This window comes from Tenacibaculum sp. M341, assembly GCF_004337695.1.
In the GTDB taxonomy this organism is placed as follows: domain Bacteria; phylum Bacteroidota; class Bacteroidia; order Flavobacteriales; family Flavobacteriaceae; genus Polaribacter.
Genome location: NZ_SJXJ01000001.1, coordinates 1 through 23,401, shown reverse-complemented (window position 1 = coordinate 23,401; position 23,401 = coordinate 1). Strand labels below are relative to the sequence as shown.

At 29.6% G+C, this 23,401-nt stretch carries 24 protein-coding genes and 1 pseudogene; 15 read left to right on the top strand and 10 right to left on the bottom strand.

What is annotated here, in order from left to right; all coding sequences use genetic code 11:
* Positions 1-173 precede the first annotated feature (173 nt).
* The 4 genes from EYW44_RS22560 to EYW44_RS00105 form a co-directional block, all read right to left on the bottom strand.
* Positions 174-455 carry a hypothetical protein gene (locus EYW44_RS22560; RefSeq protein WP_243643577.1) on the bottom strand — a complete coding sequence of 94 codons (282 nt, stop codon included), beginning with the start codon at positions 453-455 and terminating at the stop codon, positions 174-176.
* Positions 445-1,860: an ABC transporter permease gene (locus EYW44_RS22555; protein ID WP_132721157.1), complete on the bottom strand. Its 1,416-nt coding sequence runs from the start codon at positions 1,858-1,860 to the stop codon at positions 445-447. The genes EYW44_RS22560 and EYW44_RS22555 overlap by 11 nt, the downstream gene beginning before the upstream one ends.
* Positions 1,857-2,486 (bottom strand): ABC transporter ATP-binding protein, encoded by a 630-nt coding sequence (locus EYW44_RS00110; RefSeq protein ID WP_132721155.1) that lies wholly within the window; start codon positions 2,484-2,486, stop codon positions 1,857-1,859. Before EYW44_RS00110 ends, EYW44_RS22555 begins: the two co-directional genes overlap by 4 nt.
* 657 nt (positions 2,487-3,143) lie before the next feature.
* Positions 3,144-5,780, bottom strand: a complete 2,637-nt coding sequence (locus tag EYW44_RS00105) for a valine--tRNA ligase (protein WP_132721153.1) — start codon at positions 5,778-5,780, stop codon at positions 3,144-3,146.
* Between the two features lie 204 nt (positions 5,781-5,984).
* On the opposite strand from EYW44_RS00105, the gene EYW44_RS00100 reads away from it, so the two are divergent.
* Complete coding sequence (locus EYW44_RS00100; protein WP_132721151.1) at positions 5,985-6,350, top strand: DUF1573 domain-containing protein; 366 nt, start codon at positions 5,985-5,987, stop codon at positions 6,348-6,350.
* Between the two features lie 74 nt (positions 6,351-6,424).
* Here EYW44_RS00100 and EYW44_RS00095 read toward each other — a convergent pair whose 3' ends face one another.
* Complete coding sequence (locus EYW44_RS00095; protein ID WP_132721149.1) at positions 6,425-7,783, bottom strand: aspartyl protease family protein; 1,359 nt, start codon at positions 7,781-7,783, stop codon at positions 6,425-6,427.
* 167 nt (positions 7,784-7,950) lie between these two features.
* Here EYW44_RS00095 and EYW44_RS00090 point away from each other — a divergent pair, with 167 nt between their 5' ends.
* Complete coding sequence (locus tag EYW44_RS00090; RefSeq protein WP_132721147.1) at positions 7,951-9,141, top strand: pyridoxal phosphate-dependent aminotransferase; 1,191 nt, start codon at positions 7,951-7,953, stop codon at positions 9,139-9,141.
* A gap of 4 nt (positions 9,142-9,145) precedes the next feature.
* Entirely contained in the window at positions 9,146-10,153 is a 1,008-nt protein-coding gene (gene murB, locus EYW44_RS00085) for a UDP-N-acetylmuramate dehydrogenase (protein WP_132721869.1), read from the top strand.
* Between the two features lie 63 nt (positions 10,154-10,216).
* Here the strand turns inward: murB and EYW44_RS22665 are convergent, their stop codons facing one another.
* Positions 10,217-10,345 carry a hypothetical protein gene (locus tag EYW44_RS22665; protein WP_256369363.1) on the bottom strand — a complete coding sequence of 43 codons (129 nt, stop codon included), beginning with the start codon at positions 10,343-10,345 and terminating at the stop codon, positions 10,217-10,219.
* 112 nt (positions 10,346-10,457) lie between these two features.
* Here EYW44_RS22665 and EYW44_RS00080 point away from each other — a divergent pair, with 112 nt between their 5' ends.
* From EYW44_RS00080 to lipA, 5 genes are all read left to right on the top strand, one after another.
* Positions 10,458-10,661, top strand: coding sequence for a membrane or secreted protein (locus EYW44_RS00080; RefSeq protein WP_132721145.1), 204 nt, complete (start codon positions 10,458-10,460; stop codon positions 10,659-10,661).
* Positions 10,658-11,233 carry an RNA polymerase sigma factor gene (locus EYW44_RS00075; protein WP_373681043.1) on the top strand — a complete coding sequence of 192 codons (576 nt, stop codon included), beginning with the start codon at positions 10,658-10,660 and terminating at the stop codon, positions 11,231-11,233. The genes EYW44_RS00080 and EYW44_RS00075 overlap by 4 nt, the downstream gene beginning before the upstream one ends.
* Positions 11,230-12,453: an Nramp family divalent metal transporter gene (locus EYW44_RS00070; protein ID WP_132721141.1), complete on the top strand. Its 1,224-nt coding sequence runs from the start codon at positions 11,230-11,232 to the stop codon at positions 12,451-12,453. Before EYW44_RS00075 ends, EYW44_RS00070 begins: the two co-directional genes overlap by 4 nt.
* Positions 12,454-12,565: 112 nt before the next feature.
* Positions 12,566-13,018 carry a hypothetical protein gene (locus EYW44_RS00065; protein WP_132721139.1) on the top strand — a complete coding sequence of 151 codons (453 nt, stop codon included), beginning with the start codon at positions 12,566-12,568 and terminating at the stop codon, positions 13,016-13,018.
* Between the two features lie 39 nt (positions 13,019-13,057).
* Positions 13,058-13,936: a lipoyl synthase gene (lipA, locus tag EYW44_RS00060; RefSeq protein WP_132721137.1), complete on the top strand. Its 879-nt coding sequence runs from the start codon at positions 13,058-13,060 to the stop codon at positions 13,934-13,936.
* A 259-nt stretch (positions 13,937-14,195) separates the two neighbouring features.
* On the opposite strand, the gene EYW44_RS00055 is transcribed toward lipA, so the two are convergent.
* Positions 14,196-14,687, bottom strand: a complete 492-nt coding sequence (locus EYW44_RS00055; protein WP_132721135.1) for a hypothetical protein — start codon at positions 14,685-14,687, stop codon at positions 14,196-14,198.
* Between the two features lie 122 nt (positions 14,688-14,809).
* Positions 14,810-15,598, bottom strand: a complete 789-nt coding sequence (locus tag EYW44_RS00050; RefSeq protein WP_132721133.1) for an MBL fold metallo-hydrolase — start codon at positions 15,596-15,598, stop codon at positions 14,810-14,812.
* Between the two features lie 81 nt (positions 15,599-15,679).
* Between EYW44_RS00050 and EYW44_RS00045 the strand changes: the two genes are divergently transcribed.
* Genes EYW44_RS00045 through EYW44_RS00030 form a run of 4 tightly spaced genes read left to right on the top strand, consistent with a single transcriptional unit; the run spans position 15,680 to position 18,811 of the window.
* Positions 15,680-17,119, top strand: a complete 1,440-nt coding sequence (locus EYW44_RS00045; RefSeq protein ID WP_132721131.1) for a TonB-dependent receptor — start codon at positions 15,680-15,682, stop codon at positions 17,117-17,119.
* Positions 17,120-17,179: 60 nt separating this feature from the next.
* Entirely contained in the window at positions 17,180-17,725 is a 546-nt protein-coding gene (locus EYW44_RS00040; RefSeq protein ID WP_132721129.1) for an RNA polymerase sigma factor, read from the top strand.
* Positions 17,726-17,760: 35 nt separating this feature from the next.
* Positions 17,761-18,303, top strand: a complete 543-nt coding sequence (locus EYW44_RS00035) for a hypothetical protein (protein WP_132721127.1) — start codon at positions 17,761-17,763, stop codon at positions 18,301-18,303.
* Positions 18,304-18,322: 19 nt separating this feature from the next.
* Positions 18,323-18,811: a hypothetical protein gene (locus EYW44_RS00030; protein WP_132721125.1), complete on the top strand. Its 489-nt coding sequence runs from the start codon at positions 18,323-18,325 to the stop codon at positions 18,809-18,811.
* Positions 18,812-18,819: 8 nt separating this feature from the next.
* Here the strand turns inward: EYW44_RS00030 and EYW44_RS00025 are convergent, their stop codons facing one another.
* A complete protein-coding gene (locus EYW44_RS00025) occupies positions 18,820-19,023 on the bottom strand; it encodes a hypothetical protein (protein WP_132721123.1) in 204 nt (67 codons plus the stop codon).
* A 269-nt stretch (positions 19,024-19,292) separates the two neighbouring features.
* On the opposite strand from EYW44_RS00025, the gene EYW44_RS00020 reads away from it, so the two are divergent.
* The 3 genes from EYW44_RS00020 to EYW44_RS00010 all read left to right on the top strand — a co-directional run bounded on the left by EYW44_RS00020 (position 19,293) and on the right by EYW44_RS00010 (position 23,212).
* The gene (locus EYW44_RS00020) at positions 19,293-21,521 is read left to right on the top strand and encodes a M1 family metallopeptidase (RefSeq protein WP_132721121.1); all 2,229 of its coding nucleotides are present in this window, start codon (positions 19,293-19,295) and stop codon (positions 21,519-21,521) included.
* A 55-nt stretch (positions 21,522-21,576) separates the two neighbouring features.
* The gene (locus tag EYW44_RS00015; RefSeq protein ID WP_132721119.1) at positions 21,577-22,143 is read left to right on the top strand and encodes a Crp/Fnr family transcriptional regulator; all 567 of its coding nucleotides are present in this window, start codon (positions 21,577-21,579) and stop codon (positions 22,141-22,143) included.
* Between the two features lie 64 nt (positions 22,144-22,207).
* Positions 22,208-23,212, top strand: a complete 1,005-nt coding sequence (locus EYW44_RS00010) for an SDR family NAD(P)-dependent oxidoreductase (RefSeq protein WP_132721117.1) — start codon at positions 22,208-22,210, stop codon at positions 23,210-23,212.
* Between the two features lie 72 nt (positions 23,213-23,284).
* Here the strand turns inward: EYW44_RS00010 and EYW44_RS22745 are convergent.
* Positions 23,285-23,401: pseudogene (locus EYW44_RS22745) on the bottom strand (IS5/IS1182 family transposase); the annotation flags it as partial.

Here is a 23,401-nt window from a genome sequence, read left to right as displayed (position 1 = left end):
AGGTATTGACGTTTATTATTTAAACGCTTCTATTTTGCAATCCTTAAGTATGTAATTGAAATGATTGACATCATTATCATTTAACTTTAACACACCTGACACTGTTATAATTGAATCTGTTTTTAGTCTTATTTTTGAATCGAATTCTAGTTCGACAGCCGTTTCTGGTCCACCTACTCCACAAAAAAAGCATGATGCCATAGGACCTTTAGACAATATATATATATTGCGCCTTTAGGATCAATATTTAAAAAATAGCCTTTAATTGATATTCTTTTCCCTTGCAAAGCTTTTACTGAATCAGAAAAAGTAGGATGTAAAAAATTACTATCAAATTCAGCATAATATTTTTCTTTAAATGTCACTTTAGATAAATCAACCCATGTGATTTTTTTTTGACTATAACCTAATACGCTAGTCAATAAAAAAAATACTATTAAGATTTTACTTTTCATTACTTAAAATTGTTGAAATGTTCATTCTTATAATTGGTAATAAGGCAAATGAAGCTGAAAATATAATCACTACAAAAGCTAATAAACCAATTTGCAATACCTCTATACCATTTACTTCTTGTACTAATGATAGTTTATAACCCGAAACCGTATAATTAAACATTGAATACAATATTGTTTTTAAAGTTAACATAGCTAATATAAAAGATGAAATTACAATAATTATGCCTTCATAAAACACCATTTTTATCAACTGAAAATTACTCGCCCCAAATGTTCTAAATAAAGCTAAGTCAAAAGCTCTATCTTTTACCATTCTATACAAGCTTATAAAAATAGTAATTCCAGAAATTATTAAAATTAAATAAGCAATAAAAGAAATTGTTTTAAATCCAACTCCCATAAAATCGTATAATTTATCCAATTCAAACTTTGGCATTGCTGCCTGCATGTTCGTTTCTTTATTTATTTTTCTTGGCATTGATAATAATGCCATTGGATTTTTAAACGAAACTAATAATGACGTTATTTCTTTATCATCATGACTTTCATCAGCATGAGCTTCCTCCTCTTTATGGCTTTCATGAGCATGAGCTCCGTGATCGTGAGCTTCTTCCTCTTTATGACTTTCGTGAGCATGAGCTCCGTAATCGTGAGCTTCTTCCTCTTTATGACTTTCATCAGCATGAGCTTCGTGATCATGAACTTCCTCCTCTTTATGACTTTCATTAACATGAACTTCGTGATCATGAGCATCTTCCTCTTTATGATTTTCATCAGCGTGACCTTCGTGATTGTGAACCTCCCAAACACTCTCTAAATCAGAGATAATTAAACGATCTATTACTTTTAAAGTAGGTTTGAATATTCCAACCACTGTAAATTCATCTGAATGTACATCAATGTCATTCTCTATTAATCCGTGAGAACTTAAAAAATGATCTCCTACAGAAAGACTCAAAGTTTTAGCAACCTCACTACCAATAACTACTTCTAGTGGCTTCTGTACATCTCTTCCTTTATCTATTTCTGCTTTGTATAATTTTTTGAATTCAACTGTAGTACCAACAATTTTATATCCTTTATAATTATCTCCGTAAGAAATAGGTACCGAAAACTTAACTAAAGGATTCTTCCCTATCTTTTTTGCTGCTGCATAAGATATATTACCCGTAGGATTATCTATGTGCAAAACAGAGGATAAAACCAGTTGCAAAGGACTTCCTTTTGCTCCAACAACCATATCTACACCTGCTAAATTATTATCTATTTGATGTTGAAAAGATGACTTAAATTGTTGAGTACTTATTAATAGGAATATACTCAGAGCTAAAGAAAAGATACTTAACAGCGTATATAATAACTTCGACTTAATATTGTAATAAACTATTTTCCAAAGATTCATAATACTATAGTGTTTTGAAAAAAAGACTTGATTCTTTTATCGTGAGTAATTACTATTAAATTTGATTTGCTTTTAGCTGACTGATTTATTAATAAATCAATTACAAGCTTGCAGTTTTCATCATCTAAACTAGAAGTTGGTTCATCAGCTAAAATAAGCTTAGGGTTATGAATTACAGACATTGCTACTCCTAACCTCTGTAACTGTCCTTCACTTAATGAAGTTGTTTTAGCTTTTTTATGTGCTCCTAAATCTAATTCTTCTAATAAATCATTAATCTTATTTTCATCTACCTTATTACCACTAAAAAAAAGACGAGCTTTTAAATTATCGTACACACTCAATGATTGAATTGCATATTTTTTTTGAAATACCAAACCAATTTCTCTTCCTCTAAAATTATCTAACTTACCAGATGATAAAGTACCAATATCGGTATTGTTGATTTCAATTTTTCCTTCTAAAGGTTTTAATAATCCTGATAAGAGATGTAATAAAGTTGTCTTACCAATACCTGATTTCCCTAAAATTACTAGGTTTTCATTTTCTTTTAATGAGATATCTGGAAAACTAAAAACTTTATTTTTCTTATGATATTGAAATTTAACGTCCTTTGTTTCTATCATGAGTAAATGTAGTATTCAACTATTTTAGATTATAACTTTTTATCATTACAAATGTAGATATAAATAATATTAATGCAATTAAGTTGCTTTTATTTTAAAATAACTTTAGCAAAGTTTTAAAACATAAAAAAAACCCACTCAAAAATTGAGTGGGAAAATTGCTATGAAAAAGAAAAAGTCTCTAAACGTCTTTAGAGATACTACAAATATATATGTTTTTTTTAACATATGGTAATATTTTTCGTTTTTTTTGACATTTAAAATCAAAAGATGCTCAAAACTATATAAATGAATGTTTTACTGTAATAAATTTTAGTTACAAAAGTGTATGCTGTATAAGCATCTCTTTTATTCCTGAGACTCTTGAGTAACTTTTAATGAAAAGAAAGACATAAAAAAACCCACTCAAAAATTGAGTGGGAAAATTGCTATGAAAAAGAAAAAGTCTTCAAACGTCTTTGAAGATGTTACAAATATACATATGTTTCTACATATATTCTAATTTTTTCACTAAAAAAAATCACTTTTTCAATTTTTCGAATGATAATTTTCAATAAAGACTAATTATCAACATTTTAAATATTAATTTGAATCTATAAAAAAAGGCTGAATTATAAATAACTCAGCCTTTTAAACATATTTTGAAAGTTTTACTTCTTATTTCAAAGATACTAAACTTGCTTTTATCGTTTCTATTTTTGCCAATGCATCAGCTTCTTTCTTGCGTTCACTTGCCACAACTTGTTCTGGTGCATTATTAACAAAACGTTCATTAGATAACTTTTTCTGAACAGATTTTAAGAAACCTTCAGTATAGTTCAATTCTTCTGTTAACTTTTTAATTTCTTCCTCAACATTAATATTGTCTAAAGAAATAGGAACAAAATATTCATTTGATTTTACTCTAAAAGAAGCTCCGTCTACTTTTTCAGAAACATAATTTATCACTGAAGTATTAGTTAACTTCTGAATAACACTATCAAATCCTTCAGAAGCTTTTTCATTATTAATTACAAATAACTCAATTGCTTCTTTGTTTGCAATGTTCTTTTCTTTTCTTACTGTTCTAATTCCTGAAACTACTTCTGAAGCAAAATCTATATTTGCTATCAATTCTTCATTAAAAGAGGTTTGCGCAGGATATTTTGCTACAATTAATGCTTCTTCAACAGATCTTTCTGAAATTAATTGCCAAATTTCCTCAGTTAAAAATGGCATAAACGGATGTAAAATCTTCAAGTTATCTTCAAAAATAGCTATGATTTCTTGATACGTTTTAGCATCTATTGGTGCTTGATATGCTGGTTTTACAATCTCTAAGAATAATCCACAGAAATCATCATAAATCAACTTATAAATTCCCATTAAAACATCACTTAAACGGTATTTACTATAATGATCTTCAATTTCTACCAACGTTTTTTGAAGCTTGGCTTTATACCACTCAATTGCTATTTTACTATGTTCAGGTTGTTCAACTTCTTCAGAAACTTCCCATAAAGTAGTTAAATAGAAAGCACTCCAAATTTTATTTCCGAACTTCTTCCCTTGATCACACAACGACTCGTCAAATAATAAATCATTACCTGCTGCTGCACTTAATAATAAACCAACACGAACTCCATCAGCACTATAATCTTCAATTAATTTTAACGCATCTGGTGAATTCCCTAATGATTTACTCATTTTTCTACGCTGCTTATCACGTACTAAACCTGTTAAATACACGTTTTCGAACGGACGAACATCTTTGTACTCATATCCAGCAATAATCATACGAGCAACCCAGAAGAATAAAATATCTGGACCAGTAACTAAATCATTCGTTGGATAATAATATTTTATTTCCTCATTTTCAGGATTACGAATTCCATCAAATACAGAAATAGGCCATAACCAAGAAGAAAACCATGTATCTAAAACATCTGGATCTTGTTTTAAGTCTGATGCTTTAAGTTCTTTATTAGATGTTTTTTCTTGAGCTAATTTTAATGCCTCTTCTCTACTTTCAGCAACTACAAAATCTTCTTTACCATCGCCAAAGTAATAAGCAGGAATCTGTTGTCCCCACCATAATTGACGAGAAATATTCCAATCACGAATATTTTCCATCCAATGACGATACGTATTCTCAAACTTTCTAGGATATAACTTTACCTCTCTATCTTCTCCTAATACAGCAGCTAAAGCTGTTTTAGCTAAATCTTCCATTTTTAAGAACCACTGATCAGACAATCTTGGCTCAATTACTGCTTTTGTTCTTTCAGAAGTACCTACTTTATTAGCATGTTGCTCTACTTTTTGTAAATATCCTTTTTTTTCTAACTCATTAGCTATTTCTTTACGAACAACAAAACGATCTTTTCCTTGATAATGTAATCCGAAAGAATTTAAAGTTGCATCTTCATTAAAAATATCAATTACTTCTAAATTATGCTTATCTCCTAAGTTTTTATCATTTTCATCGTGCGCAGGAGTTACTTTTAAACATCCGGTACCAAACTCTACATCTACATATTCATCTTCAATAATTGGTATTTCACGATTACATAATGGAACTATTACTTTTTTACCTTTTAAATGAGTATATCTTTCATCTGTTGGATTGATACAAATGGCAGTATCTCCTAAAATAGTTTCAGGACGTGTAGTAGCAATAGTAACTTTCTCATCAGAATCAACTATATCATATTGTAAATAGTATAAATTCCCTTGACGCTCTTCGTATATTACCTCTTCATCAGATAAAGTTGTTTTTGCCTCAGGATCCCAATTTACCATTCGGTATCCTCTATAAATACGACCTTTGTTGTATAAGTCAACAAAAACTTTAATTACAGCTTCACTCATGTCATCATCCATGGTAAACTTTGTACGTTCCCAATCACATGAAGCTCCTAACTTTTTAAGTTGCTCTAAAATGATACCTCCGTATTTATCTTTCCATTCAAAAGCATGTGCTAAAAACTCTTCTCTTGTTAAATCGTTTTTATTAATACCTTCTTCTTTTAATTTAGCTACCACTTTAGCTTCTGTTGCTATAGAAGCATGATCGGTACCAGGTACCCAACATGCATTTTTACCTTGTAAACGTGCTTTACGTATTAAAACATCTTGAATGGTATTATTTAACATATGTCCCATATGCAATACTCCTGTGACATTTGGTGGTGGTATTACTATAGTGTAAGGTTCTCTCTCATCTACTTCAGAATGAAAATAATTATTTTTCATCCAGTATTCATACCATTTACTTTCTGCCTCTATTGCATTATATTTAGATGGAATGCTCATATGTTTACTTTTTATTTTTAAATTTTAGCCTATCTGTGTTAAATAATTATTAAAATTATTTTTGGCACCATTTTTGAATTATAGTTGACAAAAATACAACTATCTTACGATGTATAGAAAATTTAGAAGTTGATTTTTTATAACTAAAAAAAATTAGTTAGATTTGTAAAACATAGGAAATTCCTAAACAATTATTTTAATATTATGAAAACAATTTTATCATTTATCGCAGTATGTTTCTTAACTTTAGCTGTGAATGCTCAAGAATTTAAGTTTGACACTGAGGTTATTGACTATGGAAAAGTAGCTCATGGATCTGAAGGAAAAAGAACTTTTGAATTTACTAATGTAGGTGAGGCTCCGTTGATTATTAAGGATGTAAAATCTACTTGTGGATGTACAGTACCTAGCAAGCCTGAAAAGCCAATTATGCCAGGTGAAAAAGGGAAAATTGAAGTTTCTTATGATACTAAAAGACCAGGTGGTTTTTCTAAAGCAATTACTGTTTACTCTAACGCTAAGCAGGAAAGAAAAATGTTAAAAATCAAAGGATTTATCGTTAAAAAATAATTCTTTTTAGATATAAAAATTAAATCCTGAGTTTATGCTCAGGATTTTTTTTATGCTTTAAAACGAAAGAAATATTAAATTCTTCTTTTTAGTTTAAATTTATACTTGTAAGGTATTCCGTCTCTCTCAATTTCTAATGTTACTTTTAAATTAGGCTCTAAAACAAACATTCCGTTTATTTCATCTAGTGTATATAAATGCGCTGATTTACCATTAATTTTTGTAATTACATCATCTTTAAGTAAACCCACCTCATGAGCAGGTGAACCTTCAATAACTTCTTGAATTTTAAACAAAGGTTTGAAGTTATATGAAAATTTAGACACAAAAGAAAACACATCACTATCTGATGTTAATTCGCTTGACGATGATAAACCAAAAGGATTTTTTACAGCAACTTGTTCTTCTTCTTTTATAAGCTGTTGTCCATCATATACAACTATAAGTCCACTCATATTATAATAAAATCCTTTTTTAAGAGAACTATTCTTTTTAAACACAACTTTTTTATTAGGATAATCTAACCAAACTTTAAATCTTCTAAGAATAGCACCACCTATACTCCCATTTCTATCTTTAAACACTCTTGCATTAACAGTTGTAGTTGTATCTAAAAAAGAAACTGTTGGTTCTTTTATCACATACTTTCCTAAAACAAACTTAGGTACCTTACTCCTATTTCCATATATAGTTCCGCTTAAGCCTTCTCCTAAAATGTCATTAAAAAACTTTTTTGGTGTTTTAATATCTTCTTTAGTTTCTTCAAAAAGCCACAAAGCGTCACTACCACCAGAATCTATTAATAATTTGGTATCCGTTAATTTCTCACCAATTGTATCTAACTGAATTGCTGTATTTATATAAGGTTTATTTCTAAAAAACTTTAAATCAAACGTTTCACATTTTCTACATGGTTTAACCTCATATTTTTTAGGATTGTAAAAAGTAAGCGTTTTGGTTTTATAATTTATCTTAACAATAACATCTTTCAATAAATTATATCCGATAATACCATGTATGGCAACCCCCATTTTTGCAGAAAAGTTCAAATCTTCTCTTAATATTACATACAAATCTTCATTATAATTAACAATTTTACTTACTCTAAAATTATTATTCTTTGAAATTAATGCATGAACAGGTTTTCCATTTCCTAAACCTTTTAGCTTTATTCTTCTTACCTGATTTAATCCAATACTATCTTTATCAGAAAGATTAAATAAAATTGTTTTATTAACTCCTGTATCTAAAATAAAAGATAGGTCTTGTCCATTAACTTGGACAGGAATTACAATTAAGTTGTTTATTAATTTAAAAGGTAATTTTTGCTTTACATCTTCTTTTCCATAAAATTGATACCTACTTTGGGAGTAAGAGCTTTCAAACAAAAAGATTAACGCAAAAAATAGTAGTATTTTCTTCAATATTAACATTTTTTTATACTACAATATACGATCTTAAAATTTCTAAAATTTGTTTTTAAGATAGTTTTAACCTTTTAAAAGAAATAGAAACATGCTTCATTAGATAAAAATCAATTATAAAATTCAAATATATTTTCGCAAATTTGCCATCGAATAAACAACTTAAATTAATTATTATGCCTGCGATATCTGTCAAAGGAAATTCAATGCCTCAATCACCAATAAGAAAATTGGTTCCATTTGCTGAAAATGCTAAAAAAGAGGGAGTTCATGTTTTTCATTTAAATATTGGACAGCCTGATATTAAAACTCCTCAAGTAGCATTAGATGCTGTAAAAAATAATGCGATTGAAGTATTGTCATATGCGCGCTCTGAAGGATCTGAAACTTACAGACAGAAGTTAGCTAATTACTACGGTGATAATGATATTAATATTGAAGCAAACGATATTGTAGTTACTACAGGTGGTTCTGAAGCTTTATTATTTACTATTGGTAGCATTACTGATCCGGGAGATGAAATTATTATTCCTGAACCTTTTTACGCTAACTATAATGGTTTTTCAATAGCTTCTGGTGTAAAAGTAGTTCCTGTTATTTCATCTATTGATGATAACTTTGCTTTACCTAAAATAGAAGACTTCGAAAAGTTAATAACTCCAAAAACAAAAGCAATTCTTATTTGTAACCCAGGGAATCCGACAGGTTATCTATATAGTAAGGAAGAAATAGAGAAATTAAAGCAAATTGTTTTAAAACACGATTTATTTTTAATTGCTGATGAAGTTTACAGAGAGTTTTCTTATGATGGAGCTACACACCATTCTATTTTAAAAGAAGATGGTATTGCTAACAACGCAATTGTTATAGATTCTGTATCTAAGCGTTATAGTATGTGTGGAGCAAGAATTGGATGTATTGTTTCAAGAAACAAAGAAGTTATTAGTACAGCTATTAAGTTTGCTCAAGCACGTTTAAGTCCACCAACTTATGCTTTATTAGCTAGTGAAGCTGCCTTAGATACTCCTAAAAGTTATTTTGATGATGTAATTGGAGAGTATGTTGAAAGAAGAAATACTTTAATTTCTGAATTAGAAAAAATTGAAGGAGTAAAAGTTGCCAAACCTAAAGGAGCTTTTTACTGTGTTGCTGAATTACCTGTTGATGATGCTGACGATTTTGCTCAATGGATTTTAGAAAAATTCCACCATAATAAACAAACAATTATGGTAGCTCCTGCAAGTGGATTTTATTCTACTAAAGGTGAAGGTAAAAACCAAGTAAGAATCGCTTATGTATTAAATAAAGCTGATTTAGTTAGATCTGTAGAAATTTTAAAAATAGCTCTTGAAGAGTACAACAAATAGTCATTTGAATATTCAAGAAAACATATCACTAAAAAAAATGAACACGTTTGGCATTGATGTAAATGCCAAACGTTTTGTTAATATCACATCTGTATACGAACTACAACAACTTGTAAAAAAAGAAAAGGATCTGTTTTTACTTTCTGGCGGTAGCAATATGCTACTTACAAAAGATATTGAAGAGTTAGTTGTACATTTAAATATTACAGGAATTTCTATTGATAATGAAAATGATAGTAATGTTAATTTAACTGTAAATGCTGGTGAAAATTGGCACAATTTTGTGTTATGGTGTGTTTCTAATAATTATGGAGGTATTGAAAACTTATCATTAATTCCTGGTAATGTAGGTACCTGCCCTATTCAAAATATAGGTGCTTATGGCGTAGAAGTTAAAGATGTTATTACAAAAGTTGAAGCCATAGAAATAGCTACAGGAAAACTTGTTTCTTTTAGCAATAATGACTGTGAATTTGGTTACAGAAATTCAATATTTAAAAACACTCATAAAGGAAAATATATTATTACTTCTGTTAGTTTTTGTTTACAAAAACAACCACATCAATTGAATACCTCTTATGGAGCAATTGAAAAGCAATTAGATAGTAACAGTATTAAAAAACCAACAATTAAAGATGTTTCTGAAGCTGTAATCAATATAAGAAACTCAAAATTACCTAACCCTAAAGATATTGGTAATAGTGGTAGCTTTTTTAAAAATCCAGTAATATCTACCACACATTTTAAAAGTTTACTTGAAAAATATCCTGAAATACCTAATTACCCAATCTCTGAACATGAAGTAAAAGTTCCTGCTGGATGGTTAATTGAACAAAGCGGTTTTAAAGGAAAAAGATTTGGAGACGCGGGTGTGCATGATAAACAAGCCTTAGTTTTAGTAAATCATGGAAATGCTAGTGGTAAAGAAATCTACGAATTAGCTAAAACTATTCAACAAACAATTCAAGAAAACTTTTCTATTAATTTAGAAATTGAAGTGAATGTTATTTAAATTAAAAAAGGTCTAATGATAATTAGTATTCACTAGACCTTCCTTACTGTTGTTAAATATCAACTAGCGATTAAATCTGTTACGATTTCTTTCAACTTTAACACGAATAGGACTCAATGTTTTGTTGTTCTCTTTAGTAACTAATACAACTAATTCTTTGATACTTTCAACAACATTAACTAATAAATTCATAATTGAATAACATTTTAGGGATTTAATACTAAACTTTTGACACACAATTTTTATTGAAGTCACAATATATAAAAAAATAGTTTACTTATCTTTGTATTTTAAATTAAATTTAATGAAATTAGTTATTTTAACAATTGGTTTATTAGCATTAGCCTTCGCTGGAATCGCAATTAAAATTTGGGCTAAAAAAGACGGAGAATTTGCTGGAACTTGTGCTAGTCAAAATCCTGCTTTAAATCAATCAGGTGAAGCTTGTGGTTTTTGCGGAAAAACTCCAGATCAATTTGACAGTTGTAGTGAACCACAACATCAATAAAACAGGAAATCATAAATAAAGAAACGCTACAACATATTGAGTTAGCCAAAAAAGGAAATCAAGCATCTTTTAATTATTTATTAGATGCTTTTTGGTCTAATGTTTACGCATACCAATTTAAAAAAATTGGTAATGAAATTGATGCTGAAGATATCACTATACAGACATTTGCTAAAGCTTTCAATAAAATTGACAGCTTTAATCCAGAATATCAGTTTAGCACATGGTTAATCGCTATTTCTAAAAATTTACATTACGATTTACTAAGAAAACGTAAATCATCAATCATAACAAAATCTACTTCAAACGAAACAAACGAAGTATATGACATTGTTGATGACACCCCTACCCCTGAAGATAAAATAATCAGAGAACAAAATTTAGCTAAATTGCTAAAGAATATAAAAAAACTTCAACCTAAATATCAAGAAGTTATTAATCTACGCTTTTTCCAAGAGTTAAGTTATAAAGAAATAGCTACTCAAATTAATGAACCAATGAATAATGTAAAGGTGAAATTATTAAGAGCAAAAAAACTTCTTGCAGATATTATTAGGAATAATAACTCATGAAAAAATCATTTTTAAGCATTCTGGGTCCGGGATTGTTATTTGCCGGAGCAGCAATTGGGGTTTCACACTTAGTACAAGCAACAAAAGCTGGTGCAGAATATGGATTTGGTTTAGTTTGGGCTTTATTAATTGTACATTTATTTAAGTACCCTTTTTTTAAATTTGGTCCTAAATACGCAGCAAGTACTGGTGAAAGTTTACTTGACGGGTATTTAAAATTAGGTAAAGGTTATTTAATGATGTATTTTTTTGTAAACATTGTTACCATGTTTACTATACAAGCTGCTGTTACTATTGTTACAGCAAGCTTAGCAACTCAACTTTTTGGCTTCAGTAATAACTTAGTATTATGGTCTACTATTATATTAGTTGCGCTTTTAATTATTTTAATTGTTGGTAAATATCAGCTTTTAGATAAGTTAATGAAATATATTATTGTTTCTTTAACTATTAGTACTTTAATTGCGGTTTTTATTGCTATTTACAACAATTCTGCTTCTTTTTCTTTTGTTCCTTTTATCCCTAAAGAAGTTGCCGAAATTAGTTTTTTAATTGCTTTTTTAGGCTGGATGCCTGCACCATTAGATATATCTATTTGGCATTCATTATGGTCTGTAGAAAAGAATAAAAGTACCACAGATAAAATCACGGTAAAAAAATCAGTATTGGATTTTAATATCGGTTATATCGGCACAATGATTTTAGGTTTATTTTTTATAATTTTAGGAGCATTGGTTATGTTTAATAGTAATACCGAACTAGCTTCTTCTGGTAGTGGGTTTGCGATACAACTTATAAATTTATATACTGAGAATTTAGGTGATAACTTCAAGTTAATTATAGCTATAGCTGCTTTTACAACCATGATTAGCACAACTATTACAACTTTAGACGCTTCTCCTAGGGCAATGGCAAAAACTACTTCTCTATTGTTTAATAATAATTCTACTTTAAATTATTGGTTTTGGTTACTTTTTTTAACATTTGGAACCTTTATAATTCTGTTCTTTTTCTTAAGTAATATGATCCTACTGGTAAAAATTGCAACCATCTTTTCTTTTTTAACAGCACCTATTTTTGCTCTCTTAAACTATAAATTAATCACCAGTAAACATACTCCCAAAGAAAACCATCCTAACATATTCATAAAAACACTAAGCTATCTTGGTATTATTTTCTTGATTTCATTTAGCGGATGGTATATATTCTCAATATTTTAACACTTTTTATAATTTTAACAGAAAAATCATTTTTTTTTTAATAAAAAAATTAAATTTGCACGGTTTTTGGTTTCATTTAGCAAAAATCAAAGTTTAACCCCAATATATTAAGATGCGAAACAATAGATTTTTATTTAAATCGGTATGTGTAATTTTTGCTATGCTTTCTTTTCAAATTATCTTTTCACAAGCCGATAAATTAAAAGGTGCATTAGGAGACAACAGCATAACCGTAAAAGGAAAGCTACAAGCTGAAAAAGGTAAATACAGATATGACTACCATGATGTATACCAACAAGACTCTATGGCAAAAGATTTGCAAGCTAGCGGATATCACGGAGGTGGTCCTTCTTGGCTTGGTATTATTTATGGTGCTTTTAAAGTATGCGACGACAATTTAATAGATGATTTAGAGATGAAAGTTGAAGTTACTGGAGTAACATTCTGGAGTCCTAACAAAGAAGATTTAGAAAAAATTGGTCGAATTGTTAACATTGTAAAAAGTGATAACGCTTGTTTACAGTTAGCAATTGATAAAGCAACTGAATTAGATATCATGCAATAAAAGATTCTTTTGTAAATTTGCAATTCAAATTTATAGTAGATGTCTGAAAATACAATTACAGCAACAACTCCGAAAGAACGCGTTAAAAAACCCAAGTGGTTACGCGTAAAACTTCCTGTAGGAAAAAAATACACGGAGCTTAGAGGTCTTGTAGATAAGTATAAGCTTAACACTATTTGTACTAGTGGTAGCTGCCCAAACATGGGAGAATGTTGGGGAGAAGGTACAGCTACATTTATGATCTTAGGTAATATTTGTACTAGATCATGTGGTTTTTGTGGTGTAAAAACAGGAAGACCTGAAACCGTTGAATGGGACGAACCCGAAAAAGTGGCTCGTTCTATTAAAATAATGAAAATTAAACATGCCGTTATAACTTCTGTTGATAGAGACGACTTAAAAGATGGTGGTTCTATTATATGGAGTGAAACTGTTCAAGCAATTAGAAGAGCTAATCCAAATACAACTTTAGAAACTCTTATACCAGATTTCCAAGGAAACACTAAACTTATAGACCGTATTATTAACGTTCATCCAGAAGTTGTTTCTCATAACATGGAAACAGTTAGAAGATTGACTAGAGAAGTTAGGATTCAAGCTAAATACGAACGTAGTTTAGGTGTTTTAAAATATTTAAAAGAAAACGGTATGAGAACTAAGTCTGGTATGATGCTGGGACTTGGAGAAACTGAAGAGGAAGTTATAGAAACAATGAAAGATCTTAGAGACATTGGTTTAGATATTTTAACACTTGGTCAATATTTAAGTCCGACAAAAAAGCATTTACCTGTTAAAGAATTTATAACTCCTGACCAATTTAAAAAATACGAAACAATAGGTAAGGAAATGGGATTCATGTATGTTGAAAGTAGCGCTTTAGTAAGGTCTTCATACAAAGCACACAAACATGCTAGCTAAACATTTTTTTATGGATTTCTTAACATTGCAGTTGTTTTGTATTAAAAAAATGTAAAATTCTCAAAAAATAAGATTTAATACTTCTAATATTCGTAATTTTGTCTCAGATAATGAAAACAAATTTTGTTTTCATTGTGTAAAATTATTTGAATTAGTTGATTAACGAAAAACCACCTAAAATTTAGGTGGTTTTCTGTTTTAAAATAAAAAGAGTCAGATATTATCTGACTCTCTCTTATAAATTATAATAATTTATTCTCTATAAATATATAGCAAAACCTATTAATCCTTGAAAAACACCATTATTTCCTTCATCTAATGCGATATTATACCTAATAGCAGGTTTAATACTCACATGTTCTCCAATAAAATAAGCATAACCACCTTGTACACCTACAAAATTTGAACTTCTACCATTACCAGAAACTCCTGTAAAATCAACACCTACAGGAAATTTACTAGCGATATAGTACTCTCCTCCTACTTTGTATGTAAAAGCATCACCAAAATCAGATCCTAATCCAAACTTTACAGCTAAATCATCTGCCACAAAATAACCTCCATCTAAACCAATAGCTGCATCAGTATTTCCATTTACAGAAGTTAACCTAAAAGATGTATTACCTGTTGCTTCTGAACCAGTATTAGCTTCAATAACAAATTTTCCTTTTTCTGTTTGTGTATTTGAATCTTGAGCATTCATAGCAAAACCTATCATTGTCATAACAATTGATAAAAAAACTTTTTTCATAATTTTAAATATTTGATTTAAATTCTGCCTCAAAAGTATGAAGATTCGCATACAATTCTATGCTCTAAACAAATATTCGTTTATAATTAGTTAATTTTTGATCAAATAAGGGTAGTTAAGTGCTACATGTCTACAAAAACCTCTAACTCATCATAAGCTAAAGCAACGTTCTCTGGTAACTCTTTTTGAATATCTTCATGAAATCCTAACAATTCACTAATATGACTAAAGTATGCTCTTTTAGGATTTAACTCTTTTACTAAATCTAACGCTTCTTCTAAATTAGCATGCGTTTTATGAGACTCTCTTCTAAGCGCGGTTGTAATTAAAACGTCTAATCCTTGTAGTTTTTTCTTTTCTTCTTCTGGAATACTTTTTACATCTGTCAAATAAGCCACATTACCAAATCGATATCCTAAAATTGGTAAATCACCATGCATTACTTGTATAGGTAATACTTCTACTCCATCAAACAATAAAACATCATCTTTTGTAATCACACTAGGTGCTACTGCAGGTGCTGATGGATACCTATTTTCTGTAGCAAAAATGTAATCATATCTTTTTTGAAGTGCTTTTAAAACTCTTTCATCAGAATAAATAGGCACATCACCCATTCTATAATAATAAGGTCTTATCTCGTCAAAACCAGCAATATGATCAGCATGCTCATGAGAAAATAAAATTCCTTTAATAGACTCCACATTAGCTCTCAACATTTGTTGGCGAAAATCAGGTCCACAATCTATTATATAATTATTCTCATCCCAAGAAAACATTACTGACGAGCGTAAACGCTTATCTTTACTATCCTCAGAAAATCGAACTTCATTTTTACTTGCAATCATAGGTACGCCAGTAGAAGTTCCCGTACCTAAAAAAGTTATCTTTAATTGTTTTTTCACACTCATTTGTTACACAAAAGTAATATAAAAATTGACTAATTCTTCGTATTTTCTTTACATTTGTTGCGTAAACAAATAACAACTAAAATGGCTATTACCTTAAAAGGGGATCAAAAAATAAGTAGTGTACCTACAACAAAGAGTAAGGCGCTTAGAATTAACCTAAATGCTAATATTTACGGAACCTTTGCTGAGATTGGTGCAGGGCAAGAAACTGTTCGTAATTTCTTTAGAGCTGGAGGTGCATCTGGTACCATTGCAAAAGCAATGAGTGCTTACGATAAAGATTTTTCAGATGCTATTTATGGAATTGAAGCTGACAGACGTTATGTTACGGAAGCTCGATTAAAAAAAATGCTTCGTCATGAGATGGATTTAATTGAAGATCGCTTAGATCGTCAAAAACATCCTGACAAGTTATTTTTTAGTTATGCCAACACTGTAGCAACTATTAATTTCAGTAAAAAATTTAAAGGACATGGATGGGTAGGAATTCGTTTTCAGTTAGATCCTTTAGAAGATTACAATGAAATTATTTTACACCTACGTTTTAAAGAAACAGACGCTCGTTTACAACAAGAAACTCTTGGTGTTTTAGGTGTAAACTTAATATATGGTGCTTTCTACTTAAATGATAATCCAAAAGAATTATTAAAATCTTTCTATGACAATATCGACAGAGATAAATTGGAAATAGATATGATTAATTTCTCTGGACCACGATTTATGTATGTTGATAATCGATTGATGAGTTTACAATTGGTTAAAAACGGAATGACAAATGCCGTAATGTTTGGTCCTGATGGAAACAACTTATTACCTGCACAAGTTCTTTACAAAAAAAACATATTAGCTTTACGTGGTAGTTTTAGACCTGTAACAAAGGTTAATATGGATATGTATGAAGAGTCTAAAAAACTTTTTTTCCAAGAGAAAAAAGTAAATCCTGAAAAAACTCAAATCATCTTTGAGATAACTCTTAGTAATTTACGTGCTGAAGGAGAAATTAATGAACGTGACTTCTTAGATAGAGCTGAACTTTTATGCTCTTTAGGTCAGAACGTAATGATTACGAACTACCAAGAGTACTACCGTTTAGTAGAATACTTTAGTGAATTTACTAAAGAAAGAATGGCACTAGCAATGGGTGTTAACAATTTAATTCAAATTTTTGACGAAAAATACTATCGTAATGTAAGTGGTGGTATTTTAGAAGCCTTTGGTAAATTATTCTACAGAGATTTAAAAGTATACATGTATCCATATAAAGATACAGAAAACGATAAATACATCAACTCTAACAATCTTAAGGTACACCCAAGAATGAAAGAGCTTTACAAGTTCTTTAAAATTAATGGTAAACTTGTAGATATTGACACTTTTGATCCTGAAATTTTATCGGTTTTCTCTAGAGAAGTGTTAAAAATGATTCAGAACAATGAAGATGGGTGGCAAGAAATGTTACCTAGTGGAATTGCTGAAGTTATTGAAGAAAAACGCTTATTTGGATTTTCAAGAAGAAAATAATTCTAATTTAATTAAACCTTTTTGTAATTTTAGAGTCATATAAATGAAAACAATTATCATTTGACCGACGAAATTACGTTTATAACTAAATTAAAGGATAAAGCCACTAAAGAAGCTTCTTTTAAAATATTAGTCTCTCAATACAAAGAGAGACTATATTGGCATATTCGTAAAATTGTTATTTCTCATGATGATACTGATGATGTGTTGCAAAACACATTTGTAAAAGTTTTTAAAAATATTGATAATTTTAAAGGCGAAAGCAAACTGTACTCATGGATGTATAGAATAGCAACTAATGAAGCTATAACCTTTCTTAACAAAAAGGCAAAATCACAAAATGTTGATATTTCTGATTACAAACAATCCATTGTTTCTAATTTAAAAAGCGACGATTGGTTCTCTGGAGAAGAAATTCAACTCATACTTCAAAAGGCTATTGCTACACTTCCACAAAAACAGCAATTAGTATTCAATATGAAATATTTTGATGATTTAAAATATAATGAGATATCAGAGATACTAGAAACTTCTGTTGGATCGTTAAAAGCATCATATTTTCATGCTGTAAAAAAAATTGAAAATTTCATAAAAAACTATCATTAAACCTTTTACAAAAAATGAAGTCTTACATATAGAAAATGGATAAAAAATTAGAAAATAGCGTTCAATATTTAAAAGAAAAGACAAACCAAAAGCATGGTTTTTCTATTCCTGAAAATTATTTAGATGAATTTGATGATCAAATTTCAGCTAAAATTATTGAATCTAGTTTTTCTAATAAAAATTCTTTCAAGGTTCCTGATAATTATTTTGATTCTTTTGAAGAATCAATTATGAACAGTGTAAAAGAAGATACTGAAGAGCCTGTAAAAGTAATTTCTTTATATAGTAAAATTAGAAAGTTTGTTACTGTAGCTGCTGCAGCTTCAATATTATTATTCTTTAGTATTTTTTACTTTAGTGGACAATCAGGAGTTGCTAATGAAAGTATTACTGCTGATGATATAGAAAGCTGGTATAGCAATAGTTTTTTTGAAGATGCTTCAGCCTATGAGCTTTCAACTTTATTAAATAATGAAGATTTTACTGATGAAGAATTATCTTTTGTAGACAACAATGATGGTCTTGAAGAATATTTCAACTCAATAGACAACAACTCTTATATTGATGAATTACAATAAGAGAACAAAATATATACAAATGAAAAGAACAATACTTATCATCTTATTTTTCGGTTTTTGTGTTAATTTAAGCGCACAAAAAAAGAGAGACAAAAAGATAAAGGCTTATAAAATTGCTTTTATCACTGAACAACTAGATTTAACGGAAGCAGAAGCAGAAAAATTCTGGCCTCTTTTTAATAAACATGAAAAATCTAAACATAGATTGTTTAGACAACAAAAAACCGAAATCAAAAGTAAAATTGAAAATTCAGGTGGAGTTGATAGCCTTTCTAACAAGGAAGCTAAAAATTATTTAAATCTACTTCAACAAATAAAGAAGTCTCATTACGAGCAAAAAACTGAATTTTACGAAAAATTATTAGCTTTCTTACCTGCAAAAAAAGTTCTAAAACTAGAAATAGCTGAACATGAATTCAACAAAACTTTAATGCGAAAATTACGTAGAAAAGACGGAATGCATAAAAAAGGGCCATTTAACGGGGGCGGACCAAGAAGACGTAGATAAACAAGTTACTATACTCTACTATTAACTACATTCATACAAGCATACAACTCTGGCTTGTTAGCTGTATATTGTCTCAACCATATCACTAATTCGTCTACTTCATAAGGTAATAATCTAGATACTGCTTTCTCTAACTCTTTACAAAATAAATCTGCATTAAAACTTACTTTTTGTAACACTACCTTGGTGTATTCGAACATGGCTCTTGGCATACTTTAATGATTGATGATTACTTCACTAAAATACAAAAAAAGTACTTTACTTTTGTTAAAAATTTGCAAAGTTATAGCAAATCATTAAAAAATTCGCATTAATAAAAGAGAACTAACACTATACCAACAAGAAATCATCCTTTAATAAATCTCTTAAAAATATTGTTTTGAAAACTATAAATATTTGTTAATTTTTTGGTTTATTTTTTTCCATAACTTTATTTCATTAATTTTCCACCTATTTTTATAACACCAACTAAAACCTAACAATGAAAAAGCTTACTTATATTCTTTTTTCTATGGTATTTACAGTATTCTCTACATTTGCACAACAAGTAGAGAAAGAAAAAAAAGCTGGACATACCGACAATAATAAATTTAGGCAGCTAAAAGATGTTTTAGCTACCCCAAACTCTTACAGAACTGCTTCTGGTGCTCCTGGACACGAGTATACACAACAAAAAGTAGATTATGTAATGGAGCTTCGTTTAGACGAAACCAATGATAAGTTATATGGTGATGAAACTATTACTTATCACAATAATTCTAAAGACCATTTAGAATATTTATGGGTTCAATTAGACCAAAACATGCGTGCTCCAGATTCTCAAACTCCATTATCAGAATCGAAAGGAGTTGATGGATGGCAACAACCTTCTGAATTTGTTGCTGACAACATGGGAAAAAAGAAAGATTTTGGTTTTAAAATCGAATCTGTAAAATATGAAGACGGTAGAGATTTATCACATACGATCATCAATACTATGATGCGTATTAACTTACCTCAACCTTTAGCTCCTAATGGAGAATTTGTTTTCAAAATCAAATGGAATTATTTAATTAACAATTCTGTTGAGGATGGTGGTCGTTCTGGATTTGAATTATTTAAAGACGGTAACAAAGCATATACTTTAGCTCAGTTTTTCCCAAGATTATGTGTATATAATAATGTAGAAGGATGGCAAAATATGCAATTCTGGGGACGTAGTGAATTTGCTTTAGAATTTGGAGATTATGATGTAAAAATTACTGTTCCTGCTGATCACATTTTAGATGCAACAGGTGAATTACAAAACGAAAAGCAAGTTCTAACTAAAGAACAACGTAATAGATTCGAAAAAGCAAGAAACTCTTACAAAGACCCTGTATTCATCGTTACTCAGAAAGAAGCTGAGGAAAATGAAAAAGAAGGAACTTCTAAAACTAAAACTTGGCATTTTAAAGCTGAAAATGTTCGTGATTACGCATTTGCTTCTTCAAGAAAATACATTTGGGATGCAATGGCAGTAAAAATTAATGGTAAAAATATAATGGCAGTTTCATTATACCCTAAAGAAGGGAATCCATTATGGGAAGAGCACTCTACTAGAGTTGTTGCAAATACATTAGAAGAATACTCTAAATTAACTTTCGATTACCCATATCCAAAAGCTATCTCTGTTCACGCTAAGCGTCAAGGTATGGAATATCCTATGATCTGTTTCAACTATGGTCGTCCAGATCCTGATGGAACATATTCTGATAGAGTAAAATATGGTATGATTGGAGTAATTGCTCACGAAGTTGGTCATAACTTTTTTCCTATGATTGTAAATTCTGATGAGCGTCAGTGGACTTGGATGGATGAAGGTTTGAACTCTTTTGTTGAAATGTTAGCTGAATTAGATTATGACCCTAACTTTCCAGTAAGAAGTTTACCTAGAAACATCGTTCCTTACATGAGCTTAAACCAAGATAATTTATCTCCAATTATGTCTCAAGGAGATTATGTTAAGAACTTTGGTCCAAATGCATATACAAAACCTGCTGCAGGTCTTTATTTACTTCGTCAAACTATTTTAGGTCCTGAATTATTCGACTTCGCTTTTAAAACTTACTCTAAGCGCTGGATGTTTAAACACCCTACTCCTGCTGACTTCTTTAGAAGTATGGAAGATGCTGCTGGAATGGATTTAGACTGGTTTTGGAGAGGATGGTTCTACACTACTGACTTTAATGACATAGGAATTAAAGAAGTTAAAAAACTGTACGTTACAGATAAGAAAAGCGAAAGAGTTAAGGAAATTATTAAAACAAACCCTAGAGCTAAAGCTTATTTTGATTCTTTAGGTGATTTAGTTTTCTTAACAGATAAAAAAGAAGATGCTAACACTTCAAAAATAGAAAACTATGTATCTACATTACCTGCAAACGAAAAATCAAAACTTAAAAAACTTCCAAAATACATCTACCAAGTTGAGTTTGAAAAACCAGGTGGATTAGTTATGCCTATTATTGTTGAATTAACATACAAAGACGGAAGTACAAAACGTGAAAAGTATCCAGCTGAAATTTGGAGAAAAAGCGACACTAAAGTTTTTAAAGTATATACTTCAGATAAAGAAATTACTAAAATTGTTTTAGACCCAGATTTAGAGACTGCTGATATTGACACTCAAAATAACAGTTGGCCTAAAGAAACCAAAAACAAGTTTGACAATTTTAAAAGCAAACAATAAACAATTATAAGCCGTAACTTAGTTACGGCTTTTTTTATACACTTTTATAGTTTAAATGGAGAACTTAATTAATTACTTAAACAATATTGAAATACTTAACCACAAAGAAGTTCTTACCTTTAAAGAGAGTTTTGAATTGGAATTCATTAAAAAAGGAACTGCAGTAACCAAAGCTAACAGTATAGCCAATTATATTTATTTTTTAGACTCTGGTATTGTAAAAGGTTATAGTATCAACTCAAACAACTACACTGTTAACCATCTTATTGAGTCTCTTAATTTTTTTGTTGATTTTGAGAGTTTCAAGAATAGAACCATAGCTACTGACATTTTTGAGACTATAACAGATTGTACACTTTATAAATTATCTCTACAAAACTTCCAAATTCTTTACAATTCAACAAGTTCTTTTGAAAAAATCATCAACACAATAACTAACAACGCTTTGCAATGTAAAATGGAACGAATTAAAGATTTTCAAACTCTCACTGCAAAAGATCGTTACTTAAAAGTGTTAAAGACATCTCCAAACATTATAAATAGTGTATCTGTAAACGACTTATCTTCGTATCTAGGCATCACTCCTCCTTCATTAAGCAGAATCAGAAAAGAGGTTTTCTAACATTTGTTATTTTTCCTTTTGAAATATTCACTGAAATTAGACAAAAATAATTTTAGTGTATTATATGGATCGAAAAACTTTAGTAACTGGCGCAAACGGACATTTAGGCTTCAATCTTTGTAAATTATTGATTGATAAAAAAATTAATGTTGTTGCTACGTACAGAAATAAAAAAAATAAGAAAATTTTAGAAGAACTTGGATGCGAAACAGCTCATGTTGATATCATGGATAAGGAATCCATGATAAAAGCATTCAAAGATATTTCGGATATCTACGCAGTTGGTGCTTCTTTTAAAATGTGGGCTAAAAACCCTAAAAAAGAAATTTATGACACCAATGTTACTGGTACTAAAAATTTATTTGAAGCTGCAGCTACATGTGGTGTTAAAAACATTGTATATGTTAGCTCCGTTGCTGCTTTAGATTTCACAAAACTTCCTGCAAAAGAAAGTAATGGATACAATAGTGATAGAAGAAATTGGTATTACAATTCTAAAAATGATTCAGATAAATTAGCTCTTGAACTAAGTAAAAAGTTCAACATAAGAACTGTTTTAATTTTACCCTCTGCTATGATTGGTAGCAAAAGTCATAATTTGAGCTATTCTAATAAGTTAGTTCATCAAATAATGACAGGAGAAATGATTGCTGATACTAACATAACTTTGAACTGGATTGACGTCAAAGATGTAGCAATAGGGGCTTATTTGGCAATGAAAAAAGGAAAAAATAGAGAACGATATATTTTAGCAAACGAAAAACACACTTCTATCCAAGAAAGTGTACACATAGTTTCTAAAGAGTTTCCTGATTTAAAATTAAAAACACCTCCTAAAATCCCTAAATTCACACTTCACATCATTGCTTTTTTTATGGAAATAGGTAGTAAATTAACAGGCAAGGAACCTTTGTTAAAAAGAGAATACATCAAAATGTTTTACGGTTTAAAACAAGATTACGATATTCATAAAGCTAAAACTGAATTAGGCTTTAACCCTACCAATTCAAAAACAGCTTTGATTAATGCAGTCAAGTATTTAAAAAATGATTGGAATTACATATCGTAAAACAAAAAAAGAGTCTAAAATAAATTTATTTTAGGCTCTTTTTTTTGTTTTGAAATTATTATTTCTTCGAAGTCATCTTGACTTTTCAATTTTATGAAATTTCTTTAATCCGATTACAATAAATGCTAGGAAATTAAAGCCTTTCCAACTAGTAATTGTGGTGTCAAATCTATTCAATAAAGAACGAAA

Bases quoted from the DNA above. Each gene is read 5' to 3' on its own strand.
- EYW44_RS22560 (WP_243643577.1), bottom strand. From the start codon at position 455: ATGAAAAGTAAAATCTTAATAGTATTTTTTTTATTGACTAGCGTATTA.
- EYW44_RS22555 (WP_132721157.1), bottom strand. From the start codon at position 1,860: ATGAATCTTTGGAAAATAGTTTATTACAATATTAAGTCGAAGTTATTA.
- EYW44_RS00110 (WP_132721155.1), bottom strand. From the start codon at position 2,486: ATGATAGAAACAAAGGACGTTAAATTTCAATATCATAAGAAAAATAAA.
- EYW44_RS00105 (WP_132721153.1), bottom strand. From the start codon at position 5,780: ATGAGCATTCCATCTAAATATAATGCAATAGAGGCAGAAAGTAAATGG.
- EYW44_RS00100 (WP_132721151.1), top strand. From the start codon at position 5,985: ATGAAAACAATTTTATCATTTATCGCAGTATGTTTCTTAACTTTAGCT.
- EYW44_RS00095 (WP_132721149.1), bottom strand. From the start codon at position 7,783: ATGTTAATATTGAAGAAAATACTACTATTTTTTGCGTTAATCTTTTTG.
- EYW44_RS00090 (WP_132721147.1), top strand. From the start codon at position 7,951: ATGCCTGCGATATCTGTCAAAGGAAATTCAATGCCTCAATCACCAATA.
- EYW44_RS22665 (WP_256369363.1), bottom strand. From the start codon at position 10,345: ATGAATTTATTAGTTAATGTTGTTGAAAGTATCAAAGAATTAGTTGTA.
- EYW44_RS00080 (WP_132721145.1), top strand. From the start codon at position 10,458: ATGAAATTAGTTATTTTAACAATTGGTTTATTAGCATTAGCCTTCGCT.
- EYW44_RS00070 (WP_132721141.1), top strand. From the start codon at position 11,230: ATGAAAAAATCATTTTTAAGCATTCTGGGTCCGGGATTGTTATTTGCC.
- EYW44_RS00065 (WP_132721139.1), top strand. From the start codon at position 12,566: ATGCGAAACAATAGATTTTTATTTAAATCGGTATGTGTAATTTTTGCT.
- lipA (WP_132721137.1), top strand. From the start codon at position 13,058: ATGTCTGAAAATACAATTACAGCAACAACTCCGAAAGAACGCGTTAAA.
- EYW44_RS00055 (WP_132721135.1), bottom strand. From the start codon at position 14,687: ATGAAAAAAGTTTTTTTATCAATTGTTATGACAATGATAGGTTTTGCT.
- EYW44_RS00050 (WP_132721133.1), bottom strand. From the start codon at position 15,598: ATGAGTGTGAAAAAACAATTAAAGATAACTTTTTTAGGTACGGGAACT.
- EYW44_RS00045 (WP_132721131.1), top strand. From the start codon at position 15,680: ATGGCTATTACCTTAAAAGGGGATCAAAAAATAAGTAGTGTACCTACA.
- EYW44_RS00035 (WP_132721127.1), top strand. From the start codon at position 17,761: ATGGATAAAAAATTAGAAAATAGCGTTCAATATTTAAAAGAAAAGACA.
- EYW44_RS00030 (WP_132721125.1), top strand. From the start codon at position 18,323: ATGAAAAGAACAATACTTATCATCTTATTTTTCGGTTTTTGTGTTAAT.
- EYW44_RS00025 (WP_132721123.1), bottom strand. From the start codon at position 19,023: ATGCCAAGAGCCATGTTCGAATACACCAAGGTAGTGTTACAAAAAGTA.
- EYW44_RS00020 (WP_132721121.1), top strand. From the start codon at position 19,293: ATGAAAAAGCTTACTTATATTCTTTTTTCTATGGTATTTACAGTATTC.
- EYW44_RS00015 (WP_132721119.1), top strand. From the start codon at position 21,577: ATGGAGAACTTAATTAATTACTTAAACAATATTGAAATACTTAACCAC.
- EYW44_RS00010 (WP_132721117.1), top strand. From the start codon at position 22,208: ATGGATCGAAAAACTTTAGTAACTGGCGCAAACGGACATTTAGGCTTC.